This is a genomic window from Rhodoferax sp. SPJ4, assembly GCF_058216275.1.
In genome coordinates this window covers 402,474-415,203 of sequence record NZ_JBYZMN010000001.1, presented here as the reverse complement: position 1 = coordinate 415,203, position 12,730 = coordinate 402,474, and the positions used below count along the sequence as shown (strand labels likewise).

The window sequence follows — 12,730 nt, the reverse complement described above, 5'->3', positions numbered from 1 at the left end:
CCTCAGTGGGACACCAACGCGCGCAGCTGGGCGGCGTCGAGTTCGGGCACCCGGTGGGCGTCGGCCACACCGAGCTGTTGCCACAGCGCGATGGCGTCGGCGCCGGGCGGTGCGTCGCGCAGCCGCTGGGCCAGCAGCGCGTGTTCGTTTTCCAGGCCGGCCAGCGTCAGGCCGCGGCCACGGGCCAGGCCGTCGATGGCGGCGTCGCGAAAGGCCTGTATGTCGTCGTCCACCAGCACATCGCAGTCGCCGCTCAGAAAGCGGTGTTTGCCGCCGGTGGTGCGCCACACCAGCGCACGGTCACGCGAGTCGAACTCTTCCACGCCGTGCGAGGCCTCGATCACCTCCGGCCCCGACATGGCCAGCCGGGCGTTGTCGCTCATCACCACCCAGTCGGCGCAGCGCGCCACGATGCCCATGCCGCCGAAGCAGCCGTTGGCACCGCCGATCAGCACCACCACCGGGATGTGGGCCGCCCGCACGTCCAGCAGGGCCCGCATGACCTCGCTGACGGCAATCAGGCCGGCATTGGCCTCGTGCAGGCGCACGCCGCCGGATTCGGCCAGCAGCAGCACCGCGGCCGGCCGGTCGCGCAGCGCCCGCCGCAGCAGCCCCACCAGCTTGGCCCCATGCACCTCACCCACCCCGCCGCCCATGAACTCGCCCTCCTGGGCGGCGATGAACACAGGCTGGCCGGCCAGCCGGCCCTGGCCGATGGCCACGCCGTCGTCAAAGGCCGAGGGCACACCCAGCTGCGCCAGGTGCGGGCTCATCACCCGCTCGCTGGGCGGCAGCCATTCTTCGAAGCTGCCGGCGTCGAGCAGGCGGTCGATGCGTTCCCGGGCCGGGCATTCTGCAAAACTGAGGCTCACGGTGTGTTTCCCTTCAGGCCGGCGACCGCCTGGTCCAGCCGCAAACTGACCACGGCCGGTGTGGCCCCCATGTCGTTGATGGACACACGCAGCCCGGTGTAGCCATGGCGCTGCTGGAAATCCTGCAGCACCGCCTGCCAGATGGCGCCAAAGCCGCGGGCCGAGGTCTCCACATGAAAGTGGCTCTGGCCCGCCAGCGCGCCCGGGGCATCCGGCTCCAGCAGCACCTCCAGGTTGCCCGAGCCCACCACCCCCACCAGCACCGGGCGAAAGGCGGCCAGCGCCCGGGTGCCGGCGAAGGCGTAACGCAGCGATTCCATGCCATTCATGTCGATGTCCTCACCAATTGCGGAATTTTTTCGGCGGCTGGTACAGCCCGCCGCTGGCGCGCACCAGGTCACGCATGGAACGGGCGGCCAGCAGGTTGCGGCTGGCGTCACGCACGTCGATGCCCAGGTCGGCGGCGCGGCGGATCACCCCGCGGTCGCGCAGGTTGTCGACCATGCGCCGGTCGCGTGCCATGCCTACCGCGGTGTAGCCGGCCACGCCACGGATGGCCTGTTCGCGTTCCTCGTCGCTGCGGCACAGCAGCAGGTTGGCGATGCCTTCTTCGGTCAGCACATGGGTCACGTCGTCGCCGTAAATCATGATGGGCGGCAGCGGCATGGCCGCCTGTTCGGCCAGTTGCCAAGCGTCCAGCGTTTCCACAAAGGCCGGCTGCATGTGCTCGCGGAAGGTCTCCACCATCTGCACCACCATCTTTTGCCCGCGCGGCGTGCCACGTGCACCCCCCAGCCCGCTACGGGCCTCGCGGCCGGCCTTGAGCCAGGCCGGGCTGCTGTGGCGCCGGCCGCGGGCGTCGGCCCCCATGTTGGGCGCCCCGCCAAAGCCGGTGATGCGGCCCAGCGTGGCGGTGGAGCTGTTGCCGGCCAGGTCCATCTGCAGCGTGGAGCCGATGAACAGGTCACAGGCGTAATGGCCGGCGGCCTGGCAGAAGGCGCGGTTGCTGCGCAGGCTGCCGTCGGGCCCGGTGAAAAACACGTCGGAGCGGGCCCGGATGTAGTCTTCCATGCCCAGCTCGGAGCCGAAGGAATGGATGGACTGGACCCAGCCGGCCTCGATGGCGGGAATCAGCGCCGGGTGCGGGTTCAGCGCCCAGTGCTGGCAAATCTTGCCGCGCAGGCCCAGCGACTCGCCATAGGTGGGCAGCAGCAATTCGATGGCGGCGGTGTCAAAACCGATGCCGTGGTTCAGACGCTGCACGCCGTATTCGGCGTAAATGCCCTTGATGGCCATCATGGCCATCAGCACCTGGACCTCGGAGATCTGCGCCGGGTCGCGGGTGAACAGCGGCTCGATCACGTTGGGTGTGGGCGCGCGCACCACAAAGTCCACCCAGCCGGCGGGGATGTCGATGCGTGGCAGCACGTCGACGATCTCGTTGACCTGCGCAATCACCAGGCCGCCGCTGAAGGCGGTGGCCTCGACGATGGCCGGTGTGTCTTCGGTGTTGGGTCCGGTATAGAGGTTGCCCTGGGCGTCGGCCGAATGCGCGGCGATCAGCGACACCTGGGGTGTCAGGTCGACGAAGTAGCGGGCGAACAACTCCAGGTAGGTGTGGATGGCGCCGATCTGCACCCCGCCCTGGGCCACCAGCTGCGCCAGCCGGCCACCCTGCGGGCCAGAGAACGAGAAGTCGAGCCGCGAGGCGATGCCCAGTTCGAACACATCCAGGTGCTCGGGCAGCGACAGCACCGACTGCACCATGTGCAGGTCGTGCACCCGCTGCAGGTCCACCTGCACCAGGGCCTTGGCCAGAAAGTCGGCCTGCTTCTGGTTGTTGCCCTCCAGGCAGACCCGGTCGTGCGGCCGCAGCGCCACGTTCAGCAAATCCACCACCCGGGCGCTGTCGACCTGCTTGCCACGCAGGTGGGGGCCGAGTGCCTGGGCCACCTGGGCCAGCCGCAGTTGGCGGCCGGCAGCGCGGGTGTTCCAGGCCCGAGGTTCCGCCGCCGCGTTCATGCCTTGGCCGCCACCACACCCATGACCGCGTCGGGCAGGCCGGTGGCGATGCCGGGGAAGACGCAGATCAACACCACCGCGAGCAGCATCAGCACCACGAAGGGCAGCACCCCCCAGATGATGTCCGACAGCGGGATGTCGGGGGCGATGTTCTTGATGACGAAGATGTTCAGTCCCACCGGCGGGTGGATCAGCCCGGTTTCCATGACGATGGTCATCAGGATGCCGAACCAGATCAGGTCAAAGCCGGCGGCTTTGAGCGGCGGCAGGATGATGGGCGCGGTCATCAGGATGATGCTGACCGGCGGCAGGAAAAAGCCCAGCAGGATCACCATCACCAGCACCGCGGCCAGCAGCACCCATTTGGACAGCTGCATGCCCACAATCCATTCAGCGGTCGACTGACTGATGTGCAGAAAGCTCATCACGTAGGAGAACAGCAGCGACATGCCGATGATCAGCATCAGCATGGTGGACTCCTTCAGCGTGGCGGTCAGGATGGGCGCCACGTCCTTGGGTCGCCAGACACCGTAGATGACGGCAATCAGCACCAGCGCCAGCAAGGCACCCAGGCCGGCGGTTTCGCTGGGGGTGGCGAAGCCACCGTACAAGGCCACCATCACACCGATCAGCAGCAGCACAAAGGGCACGACGCGCGGCAGCATTTCGAACTTTTCGCGGTTGGTGAAGCTCTCGTTGGCCAGCAGGGCCGAGGCCGCACCGCTGCGCTTGAACTCGGCCTCGGCCAACCGGTATTCCTTGCGGTAACGGAAGGCGGCGTAGGCCGCAAACAAGGCCACCAGCAGCACACCGGGCATGATGCCGGCCAGGAACAGCCGGCCCAGCGACTGCTCGGCCGCCACCGCGTACAGAATCATCGTGATCGACGGCGGCAGCAGAATGCCCAGCGTGCCGCCCGCCGCGATGATGCCGGCGGCGAAGCCGGGCGAGTAGCCACGCTTGCGCATCTCCGGGATGCCGGCGCTGCCAATGGCCGAGCAGGTGGCCGGGCTGGAGCCGGCCATGGCGGCAAACAGCGCACAGGCGAACACGTTGGCAATGCCCAGGCCACCGGGAATGCGGCCCATCCACACGTGCATGGCGGCGTACAAATCCTGGCCCGCCCGTGACTTGCCAATCGCCGCCCCTTTCAGAATGAACAGCGGGATGGACAGCAGCGTGATGCTGGCCATTTCCTCGTAGACGTTCTGGGTCACGGTGTCGAGCGCCGAAGCGGGCATGAACAAATACATGAACAGCACCGCCACGCTGCCCAGCGCGAACGAGATAGGTGCGCCTGAAAACATCAGCACCAGGGTCACCGCCCCGAACAACAAACCCATGGACAACATGCTCACAATGCGTCTCCCTTGACCGTCCACGCATTGCAGCGCGCCGTGAATTGAACCAGTATCTGCAGCGCCAGCAGACTCATGCCGGCGGCCATCAGGCCGTAGGGAATCCACAGCGGTGGCGCCCAGGACGACGATGTGGTTTGGCCCTCGACCCAGGCCTCATGGAACAGCGTCCAGGACTTCCAGGAAAAGAAAGCGCAAAACAGCGTGCTCATCAGGTCCACCAGCATCACCCTGACCCGGTTCACCGACGGCGACAGCCAGCCGGCCAGGGCCTCAATGCCCACATGGCCGCGCAGCGACTGCACGAAGGCACCACACAAAAAGGTGGCGCCAACCAGGCAGAACACCGCGGCCTCGTCCTGCCAGTCGGTCGAGGCCTTCAGGAAGTAGCGCGACACCACGCTGGAGGTGAGCACCGCCGACGCCACCAGCAGCGCCACCATGCCCAGCATCACCATGGCCTGGTTGACCCACAGCAAACCCCTGGCGATCGGTTTGAGCAGCGCCGGGGTGTGGGGGTCGATCACCACCGTGGCCATGCCACTGTCGAATCCGTGGCTCATAGCAGTTGCTGGGCTGCTTTCAACAGCGCCGCACAGGATTCGTTTTTCTCACCGAAGTCTTTCCACGCGGTGTCCCGCGCGATGACCTGCCATTTCTTCAGCGTGGCCTCGTCCATGTCGTAGACCTTGGCGCCGGCCTTGGCGTAGATGTCGGCCGCGGCCTTGTCGTCGGCCTTGGCCGCGTCGCGGGCAAACACCTCCAGTTCGGCGCCCACCCCCATCACCACGTCCTGCTGGGCCTTGGGCAATTTGGCAAATACCTCTTTGGAAATCATCAGCGGCTCGAACATGAACCAGTAGGTTTTGCCACGGCCAGTGGTCAGGTGCTTGGCGATTTCTTCGAGCTTGAAGGAGATGAAGCTGGTGCTGGACGTCATGGCCGCGTCCATGGCGCCGGTCTGCATGGCGGCGTAGATTTCGTTCGATGGCAGCGAGATCACCGAGGCGCCGGCCTGCTTGAGCATCATGTCCATTTCGCGGCTGCCGCCGCGCACCTTCAGGCCCTTGGCATCGTCGGGTGTCACCAGCGGACGCACCCGGCTGGCCACCCCACCGGCCTGCCAGACCCAGCTGACGATCAGCACGCCCTTGGAATCCAGCACCTTGGCCAGCTGCTTGCCCACCTCGGCGTTTTTCCAGGCCGCACCCTGCTCGTAGCTGGGCACCAGCGCCGGCATCAGGCCGATGTTGGTCTCGGGCACTTCCCCGCCAGCGTAGGACAGCGGCACCAGGCTCATGTCCAGCGCGCCCTTGCGCATCGACGAGAACTGCGCGTTGGTCTTCATCAGCGACGAACCGGGGTAGACCGCCGCCTTCAGTGCGCCCCCGGTGCGTTTTTCCACCTCCACCGCAAAGCGGCGGCAAAGGCGGTCGCGGAAGTCACCCTCGGTCAGGGTGCCGCTGGGGAATTGGTGGGAAATTTTCAGTGCCCCCGGTGACTGGGCAAAAGCCGGCCAGCCGGTGGCGGCGGCGGAAGCCAGCGCCAGGCGCTGGACGAATTGACGGCGGTCGATGGACATGGGTGGGTCTCCTGGCTGTGGGTGGGATCACCGCACTGGCCCAGCCCATTTGGCACGCGGGTTTCGGCGGTTGAATGCAGTTTAGTGTTTTTTGTATTATTTGAATCATGTTTTGCATTAGGGTATTCACTATGGGTGTACGCACCGACTCCGTGGTGATACCTCTGTTGCTACACTCGCGCCATGAGCCGTTTATCAGAAACCCTGCGCGAAGCCATTGAGGAAGAGGTCGCCACCGGCAAGCTGGCGCCGGGCACCCACCTCGACGAGATCGAACTGGCGACCCGGTTCGGGGTGTCGCGCACCCCGATCCGCGAGGCCCTGAGCCTGCTGGCCGGTGAGGGGGTGGTGGAGATTCGGCCGCGACGCGGTGCGGTGGTGGCCCAGGTTTCGCCACAGCGGCTGGTGGAGATGTTCGAGGTGATGGCCGAGCTGGAGGCGATGTGCGCCCGGCTGGCGGCCCGCCGCATCAGCCCGGCCGAGCTGGTGACGCTGGAACAGGCCCATGAGCGCTGCCTGGAAGCCGCCCAGCGGCTGGACTCCGACGGCTATTTCTATGCCAACGAGCACTTTCACCACGCCATTTATGTGGCCAGCCACAACAGCTTCCTGAGCGACCAGGCGCACAGCCTGCAGCGGCGGCTGCGGCCCTACCGCCGGCTGCAACTGCGGGTGCGCAACCGCTTGTCCAAGTCGTTCGAGGAACACCAGGCGGTGCTGGACGCGCTGCGCGAGGGTGACAGCGACCGCGCCATGACCGCCATCCGCGGCCATGTGATGGTGCAGGGCGAGCGCTTCAACGACCTGTTGGCCGGCCTGTCGCAAATGGAAGCGCAGGCCTGACCCGGCTGGGCCCAGTCGGGCGTTTCAGTAGAATCGCCGACCCGGCCGCCCGGTCCGTGCGGCCGCTTTCTGCTGCAACCCCTGGAATCCCATGCGCTACTCCGTCTCCCACCTCAAGCTCACCCAGATCCTGTCGGCCCATGGCCTGAAAGCCGGTGACGCCGGTGGCATCGACCAGCTGTTCGGTGGCAAGGACGGGTACTACTGGTTCGGCACGCTGCGAGACCTCTGCCCCAAGGGCAAAACCATTTCCTGGGAAAACCAGTACGAGATGGTCAACGCCATCCAAGCCCATGAAAACGCCACCGCGGCCGAGGACGAGATGAAGCCCCAGGTGCCCAGCGCCGCCAACATCGCGGCCCTGTCCAAGGCCCTGCTCGACCCGCTCTGAGCGGCGGCCCCCGACCTCAGCCCTCGAACTGGGGGTGCAGCTGGCGGATGCGGCTCATCGCCATGCCGGCGGCGGCGGTGCGGGTTTCCACCCCCAGCTTGGCGAAGATGCGCTCCAGGTGTTTTTTCACCGTGGCCGGGCTGGCGCCCAGGATGTCGGCGATGTCGCGGTTGATCTTGCCCTTGACCACCCAGTACAGCACCTCGGCCTCGCGCGCGGTCAGGCGGAAGCTCAGGCTCATGGCCTCGATCACCGCGGCGTCGCTCACTTCCCTCATCACCAGCATCCAGTCGCCACCGGCCTCGCTGTCGCCGGCCTGGCGGTGCAACCGGAAGCTCAGCCGGCGCGCGCCCTGCTCAATGGCCAGGCGCGGCGGCTCGGCGCCCTGCATCGCGTTGGCCTGCGCCGCCTGCTGGGCGATGGCGCGCGGCAGCCAGTCGCGCACCGCCGCAGGCGCCAGCCCGCTGGGCGGGCCGAAATAGGCCTCCAGCAGCTGGCGGGCCAAGGGCGTCTGCCACATCAGCCGGCCGTCACTGGCACGCACGGTGATGGTGGCGTAGCCAAAGGCATCGAGGGCGTTGCGGGCCTGGCGTTTCTCGCGCGCGCCGGCCAGGTGCACCCCCATGCGGGCCAGCACCTCCTTGGGTTTGATGGGCTTGGTGACATAGTCCACCCCACCCGCTTCCAGCGCCGCCACCAGGTGCTCGGTCTCGGTCAGCCCGGTCATGAAGATGATGGGAATGTGGGCGGTGGCGGCGTTGGCCTTGAGCCGGCGCGCCACCTCGAAACCGTCCATGCCGGGCATCATGGCGTCGAGCAGCACGATGTCGGGCAGGGCTTGCGCGGCGCGCTGCAGCGCGGCCTCGCCATGGGTGGCCACCAGCACCGTGTAGCCGGATTCGTCGAGCGCGTCGTGCAGCACGGCCAGGTTGTCGGGCACGTCGTCGACGATCAGCACCACCTCGCTGTTGGCGCGGTCCAGCGTGTGGTCGATCAAGGGACTGTTCACGTCCATGGCCTCAGCTGTCCGCCGCCTGCAGCCACTGGCCCATGGCCTCGAACTGGAACTGCCGCGCCAGGCCCCGCATGTGGGTCACAAAAGAGGCGCAGTCGGGGTGAGCGGTCTCGATCTCGGCCAGCGCGTTCATGATGCCGCGGTAGTAACCCAGGCCAATCACCTCGCGCAGCGCGGCACAGGCCGCGTCCGGCGGCCGCTTGCCAGGGCTCAGGGTGGTGGGGGCCGGCGGCGCCTCGGCCGGCGTGTGGTCCAGCCATTGCAGGGCCAGCCGGCGCTCCAGCCAGTCCAGCAGTTCGGAATGCCGCACCGGCTTGAGCACAAAGTCTTCGGGCGGAATGCCGGCGTCGTTGTCCAGGCCCTTGTCGAAGGCATTGGCCGACACGATGGCGACGGCAATGGCCCGCACGCTGTCCACTGCGTGTGATGCGCTGCCCCCCGAGGGGGCTTGCCCGCCTTGGGGCGGCCCGGCGGCGGGCAGCAGCGCCGGCAGCAGGCCCCGCAGGCGGCGCAGGGTTTCCCAGCCGTCGATGCCGGGCATGGCCAGGTCCATCAGGATGGCGTCGGGCCGGTAGCCGGCGGCGATCAGGTCCAGCGCGTCATGGCCGCTGGCGGCGCTGCGCAGCTCAAAGCCCAGCGGCTCCAGCAGGCTTTGCAGCAGCTCGCGGTCGGCCTCTTCGTTGTCCACCACCAGCAGCCGGCGGCGCGGGCCCTCGTAGGCATGGCGCGGCCGGGTGGCCGGCCGGGGCGGCAGCGTGGCCAGGCCACCCCGGGCAGGCACATGGACCTCGGGCAAAAACAGCTTGACGCGGAACACCGAGCCCGCGCCCGGTGTGCTGCTGGCGGTGAGCTCGCCACCCATCAGGTCGGTCAGCATCTTGGCGATGGTCAGACCCAGACCGGCACCGGGCGCGGCGGGGCCGCTGGCCCCCAGGGTGGCGCTGCGGGTGAAAGGCTCGAAGATGCGGGCCAGCTCCTCGGGCGACAGGCCGGGGCCGGTGTCCTCGATCTCGATGCTGGCCAGCTCGCGGGCATGGCGCACCCGGAAGCGCACGCCGCCACGGGCGGTGAACTTGATGGCGTTGCCCAGCAGGTTGATCAGGATTTGCCGCAGCCGCTTTTCGTCGGCCCGCACCAGCTCGGGCAGCACACCGTCGGCCTCGAAACCAAAGGCCAGCTGCTTGGCTGCCGCCTGCGGCTCGAACATGCTGGCCAGCTCGTGCATGCAGTCGGCAAAACGCATGGGTTTCTGGTCCAGCGTGAGCTTGCCGGCCTCGATGCGGGCCACGTCCAGCGTGCCCTCGATCAGGCTCAGCAAATGCTCGCCGCTGCGCTTGATGACACGCACGGCCTGCTTGCGGTGCGGCGGGATGGTGGCGTCCTCGCCCATCAGCTGGGCATAACCCAGGATGCTGTTGAGCGGCGTGCGCAGTTCGTGGCTGATGGCGCTGATGTAGCGGCTCTTGGCCTGGTTGGCCTGGTCGGCCGCGGCGCGGGCATCCTCGGCCTGGCGACGCGCCTGCTCGGCCTGCAGCGTGGCCTGTTGCAAGGCCTCGTCGGTCTGCCGGTGCGACTCGATTTCCTGCATCAGCAAACGCGTCTGCCGGTTGGATTCTTCCTGCGCCACCTGCCGGCTCTTGTGGGCCAGCACCAGCCACCAGGCCACGATGCCGGCCACCACCAGCAAGGCCATGTAGGTCTTCAGAAAGCCCGACTGCAACACCCCGGCCGCCATGTCCAGCACCCGGTCGGTGCTGTCCAGGCCGAGGCTGCCGCTGCGCTGGGTGAAGGTGCGCAGCTCCTGGTAGAAAAACAGCACGAACACGCTCGCCAGCAAGGGAACGATGAGCAGCATCAGCATCAAGAAATGCCCCAGCCCGGTCTCCACATAAGGCCAGGCCTGGCGCGGCAGCAGCCAGCGCAGCGTGCCCGACCATTGCGCCGACAGGCTGGCCTGCGGCTTGCACAAATCGCCGCAGCGCGCGTCCAGCGTGCAGCACAGCGAACAGATCGCTCCCTGGTAGGCCGGGCAATGGGCCATGTCGGGGCCCTCGTAGGCGCGTTCGCAGATCACGCAGCGCTGCAGGCGAAAGTAGCTGCCGCTGGCTTCGGAACCAACGCCGCCGGGCCGCCCCAAGGCGTTGACGGCCCCCGCGGGGGGCAGCGACCCGCGCCGCGGTGGGGCGTGGGGGCCAGTCCTTGCGATGTAGTAACGCCCCCCGGTGGCCCAGGCGATCAGGGGCGAGGCCACAAAGGCCGTGCCCAGGGCGATCAGCGCCGAGAAAGCCTGGGCCAGCGGGCCGAACAGCCCCAGGTGGGCGCTGACCGACAGCACCGAGGCCAGCCCCATCGCGCCCACGCCGACCGGGTTGATGTCGTACAAATAGGCGCGCTTGAACTCGATGCCCTTGGGCGACAGGTCCAGCGGCTTGTTGACCACCAGGTCGGCCACCACCGCCATCATCCAGGCGATGGCCACGTTGGAATACAGGCCCAGCACGTCGCCCAGGGCCTGGAACACGTTCATCTCCATCAGCATGAAGGCGATCAGCGTGTTGAACACCACCCAGACCACCCGGCCCGGGTGGCTGTGGGTCAGGCGCGAGAAAAAGTTGCTCCAGGCCAGCGAGCCGGCGTAGGCGTTGGTGACGTTGATCTTCAGCTGCGACACCACCACAAACAGCGCCGTGGCCGCCACCGCCCAGCCGTAGTGCGGGAACACGTACTCGTAGGCCGCCAGATACATCTGGTTGGGGTCGACCGCACGCTCGGGCGGCACGCTGTGGCCGATGGCCAGAAACGCCAGCGCCGCCCCGCCCAGCATCTTGAGCACCCCCACCACCACCCAGCCCGGCCCGCCCACCAGCACCCCCAGCCACCAGCGCCGGTGGTTGGCGGTGGTTTTGGCCGGCATGAAGCGCAGGTAGTCGGCCTGCTCACCCATCTGCGTGATCAGCGCAATGCCCACCGTCAGCGCCGCGCCAAACAGCGCCAGGTCAAAACCCGCGACCGTGCCGTGCTGGCCCTTGAAACCGACGATGCCCGAGAACGCGCCCGGGTCCTTGGCGAACACATACACAAAAGGCACGACCAGCATCACCAGCCACAGCGGCTGGGTCCAGACCTGCAGCCGGCTGATGGCCGACACGCCGTGCGTCACCAGCGGAATCACCACCAGCGCGCAGACCAAATAGCCCCAGCGCGGCGGGATGTCCAGCGCCAGTTCCAGCGCATAGGCCATCACCGCGGCCTCGAGCGCAAAAAAAATGAAGGTGAAGCAGGCGTAGATCAGCGAGGTGATGGTCGAGCCGATGTAGCCAAAGCCGGCGCCGCGCGTCAGCAAATCCATGTCGACGCCGTAGCGCGCGGCACAGATGCTGATGGGCAGGCCGGCCAGAAAGATGATCAGCCCGGTGGCCAGGATGGCCAGCGCGGCATTGGTGAAGCCGTACTGCACCAGCAGCGTGGCGCCGATGGCCTCCAGAATCAGGAACGACGCCGCACCACCCAGCGCGGTGATGGCCACCCGGAAGATGGACCACTTGCGGAAGCGGTGTGGCGTGTAGCGCAGCGCATAGTCTTCCAGGGTTTCGCGGCCCACCCAGGCGTTGTAGTCGCGCCTGACCTTGACGATGCGCTGCGGCGCCTCGACGCCGGCCGGTGGCGCGGCCGGATGGTCGGGCGCGGCGGGCGGGCTGGGCTCGCTCAGGCGGGGGTCGGTGACGGTGTTCACAGCGGGGGTGTCCGTCTGCATTTTGCCTGCGTGCCGCCGCGCCAGCGCAGCGGCGCCATGGGCCATCTGGCGTATGGCCAGGCGCAGGGCTTCCCCCATAATGTTTTGAACCCTGAACCGTCGCCATGGAACTGACACCCCGCGAAAAAGACAAGCTGCTGCTCTTCACCGCCGCCCTGCTGGCCGAGCGCCGCCGGGCCCGTGGTTTGAAGCTCAATTACCCCGAGGCGGTGGCGCTGATCAGCGCCGCGGTGATGGAGGGTGCGCGCGACGGCAAGACCGTGGCCCAGCTGATGAGCGAGGGCCGCGCGGTGCTGACCCGCGCCGACGTGATGGACGGCGTGGCCGAGATGATTCCCGACATCCAGGTCGAAGCGACCTTCCCCGACGGCACCAAGCTGGTGACCGTGCACCAGCCCATTCTCTGAAACCGGAGACACGATGAAAAAAACCACCACCGCCCTGCTGGGCACGCTGGCCAGCGCCGCTTTCTGCCACGACGGTCACGGCCTGGTTGGCGCCCATGGCCATGCCAGCGACGCCTGGGGTTTTGTGGTGCTGGGCTTGGCCGTCGCGCTGTTGCTGGCCGGCCGCAAGTGAGCGCCCATGACGCCCGGTGAATTGATCGTTGACGACGGTGACCATGCGCTGAACACCGGCCGGCGCACGCTGACGGTGCTGGTGAAAAACACCGCCGACCGGCCCATCCAGGTCGGTTCGCACTACCACTTTTCCGAGACCAATGGCGCCCTGAACTTTGACCGCACGGCGGCGCGCGGCATGCGGCTGAACATCGCGTCGGGCACCGCGGTGCGCTTCGAGCCCGGCCAGCAGCGCACGGTGGAACTGGTGGACCTTGCCGGCAGCCGGCTGGTCTATGGCTTCCGTGGCCTCGTTCAAGGAAAGCTCTGAGC

General features: G+C 67.5%; 13 protein-coding genes. 5 read left to right on the top strand and 8 right to left on the bottom strand.

The annotated features are described in order from the left end of the window. Window positions 1-2: 2 nt before the first annotated feature. Genes AC4BAR_RS02025 through dctP form a run of 6 tightly spaced genes read right to left on the bottom strand, consistent with a single transcriptional unit; the run spans window position 3 to window position 5,834 of the window. Window positions 3-872 (bottom strand): biotin-independent malonate decarboxylase subunit beta, encoded by an 870-nt coding sequence (locus AC4BAR_RS02025; RefSeq protein ID WP_490626144.1) that lies wholly within the window; start codon window positions 870-872, stop codon window positions 3-5. Beyond that, window positions 869-1,201, bottom strand: a complete 333-nt coding sequence (gene mdcC, locus AC4BAR_RS02020) for a malonate decarboxylase acyl carrier protein (protein ID WP_490626143.1) — start codon at window positions 1,199-1,201, stop codon at window positions 869-871. Before mdcC ends, AC4BAR_RS02025 begins: the two co-directional genes overlap by 4 nt. Before the next feature lie 10 nt (window positions 1,202-1,211). Further along, window positions 1,212-2,894, bottom strand: a complete 1,683-nt coding sequence (gene mdcA, locus AC4BAR_RS02015) for a malonate decarboxylase subunit alpha (protein WP_490626142.1) — start codon at window positions 2,892-2,894, stop codon at window positions 1,212-1,214. Then, window positions 2,891-4,252: a TRAP transporter large permease gene (locus AC4BAR_RS02010; RefSeq protein WP_490626141.1), complete on the bottom strand. Its 1,362-nt coding sequence runs from the start codon at window positions 4,250-4,252 to the stop codon at window positions 2,891-2,893. The genes mdcA and AC4BAR_RS02010 overlap by 4 nt, the downstream gene beginning before the upstream one ends. Then, window positions 4,249-4,815, bottom strand: a complete 567-nt coding sequence (locus tag AC4BAR_RS02005; protein ID WP_490626140.1) for a TRAP transporter small permease — start codon at window positions 4,813-4,815, stop codon at window positions 4,249-4,251. Before AC4BAR_RS02005 ends, AC4BAR_RS02010 begins: the two co-directional genes overlap by 4 nt. Next, window positions 4,812-5,834 carry a TRAP transporter substrate-binding protein DctP gene (dctP, locus tag AC4BAR_RS02000; protein WP_490626139.1) on the bottom strand — a complete coding sequence of 341 codons (1,023 nt, stop codon included), beginning with the start codon at window positions 5,832-5,834 and terminating at the stop codon, window positions 4,812-4,814. Before dctP ends, AC4BAR_RS02005 begins: the two co-directional genes overlap by 4 nt. Window positions 5,835-6,017: 183 nt before the next feature. Between dctP and AC4BAR_RS01995 the strand changes: the two genes are divergently transcribed. After that, window positions 6,018-6,677 carry a GntR family transcriptional regulator gene (locus AC4BAR_RS01995; RefSeq protein ID WP_490626138.1) on the top strand — a complete coding sequence of 220 codons (660 nt, stop codon included), beginning with the start codon at window positions 6,018-6,020 and terminating at the stop codon, window positions 6,675-6,677. A 91-nt stretch (window positions 6,678-6,768) separates the two neighbouring features. Next, on the top strand, window positions 6,769-7,068 hold the full coding sequence (locus AC4BAR_RS01990) for a hypothetical protein (RefSeq protein ID WP_490626137.1): 300 nt from the start codon (window positions 6,769-6,771) through the stop codon (window positions 7,066-7,068). 16 nt (window positions 7,069-7,084) lie between these two features. Here AC4BAR_RS01990 and AC4BAR_RS01985 read toward each other — a convergent pair whose 3' ends face one another. Both AC4BAR_RS01985 and AC4BAR_RS01980 read right to left on the bottom strand, forming a co-directional pair. Further along, entirely contained in the window at window positions 7,085-8,083 is a 999-nt protein-coding gene (locus AC4BAR_RS01985; protein WP_490626136.1) for a response regulator, read from the bottom strand. A gap of 4 nt (window positions 8,084-8,087) precedes the next feature. Then, a complete protein-coding gene (locus AC4BAR_RS01980) occupies window positions 8,088-11,792 on the bottom strand; it encodes an ATP-binding protein (RefSeq protein WP_490627172.1) in 3,705 nt (1,234 codons plus the stop codon). 149 nt (window positions 11,793-11,941) lie between these two features. Here AC4BAR_RS01980 and AC4BAR_RS01975 point away from each other — a divergent pair, with 149 nt between their 5' ends. Genes AC4BAR_RS01975 through AC4BAR_RS01965 form a run of 3 tightly spaced genes read left to right on the top strand, consistent with a single transcriptional unit; the run spans window position 11,942 to window position 12,728 of the window. After that, entirely contained in the window at window positions 11,942-12,244 is a 303-nt protein-coding gene (locus AC4BAR_RS01975) for an urease subunit gamma (protein WP_490626135.1), read from the top strand. Between the two features lie 13 nt (window positions 12,245-12,257). After that, on the top strand, window positions 12,258-12,416 hold the full coding sequence (locus tag AC4BAR_RS01970) for a hypothetical protein (protein WP_490626134.1): 159 nt from the start codon (window positions 12,258-12,260) through the stop codon (window positions 12,414-12,416). A gap of 6 nt (window positions 12,417-12,422) precedes the next feature. Further along, the gene (locus tag AC4BAR_RS01965) at window positions 12,423-12,728 is read left to right on the top strand and encodes an urease subunit beta (protein WP_490626133.1); all 306 of its coding nucleotides are present in this window, start codon (window positions 12,423-12,425) and stop codon (window positions 12,726-12,728) included. The last annotated feature ends 2 nt before the right edge of the window (window positions 12,729-12,730 follow it).

Bases quoted from the DNA above. Each gene is read 5' to 3' on its own strand.
- mdcC (WP_490626143.1), bottom strand. From the start codon at position 1,201: ATGAATGGCATGGAATCGCTGCGTTACGCCTTCGCCGGCACCCGGGCG.
- mdcA (WP_490626142.1), bottom strand. From the start codon at position 2,894: ATGAACGCGGCGGCGGAACCTCGGGCCTGGAACACCCGCGCTGCCGGC.
- AC4BAR_RS02005 (WP_490626140.1), bottom strand. From the start codon at position 4,815: ATGAGCCACGGATTCGACAGTGGCATGGCCACGGTGGTGATCGACCCC.
- dctP (WP_490626139.1), bottom strand. From the start codon at position 5,834: ATGTCCATCGACCGCCGTCAATTCGTCCAGCGCCTGGCGCTGGCTTCC.
- AC4BAR_RS01995 (WP_490626138.1), top strand. From the start codon at position 6,018: ATGAGCCGTTTATCAGAAACCCTGCGCGAAGCCATTGAGGAAGAGGTC.
- AC4BAR_RS01990 (WP_490626137.1), top strand. From the start codon at position 6,769: ATGCGCTACTCCGTCTCCCACCTCAAGCTCACCCAGATCCTGTCGGCC.
- AC4BAR_RS01985 (WP_490626136.1), bottom strand. From the start codon at position 8,083: ATGGACGTGAACAGTCCCTTGATCGACCACACGCTGGACCGCGCCAAC.
- AC4BAR_RS01975 (WP_490626135.1), top strand. From the start codon at position 11,942: ATGGAACTGACACCCCGCGAAAAAGACAAGCTGCTGCTCTTCACCGCC.
- AC4BAR_RS01970 (WP_490626134.1), top strand. From the start codon at position 12,258: ATGAAAAAAACCACCACCGCCCTGCTGGGCACGCTGGCCAGCGCCGCT.
- AC4BAR_RS01965 (WP_490626133.1), top strand. From the start codon at position 12,423: ATGACGCCCGGTGAATTGATCGTTGACGACGGTGACCATGCGCTGAAC.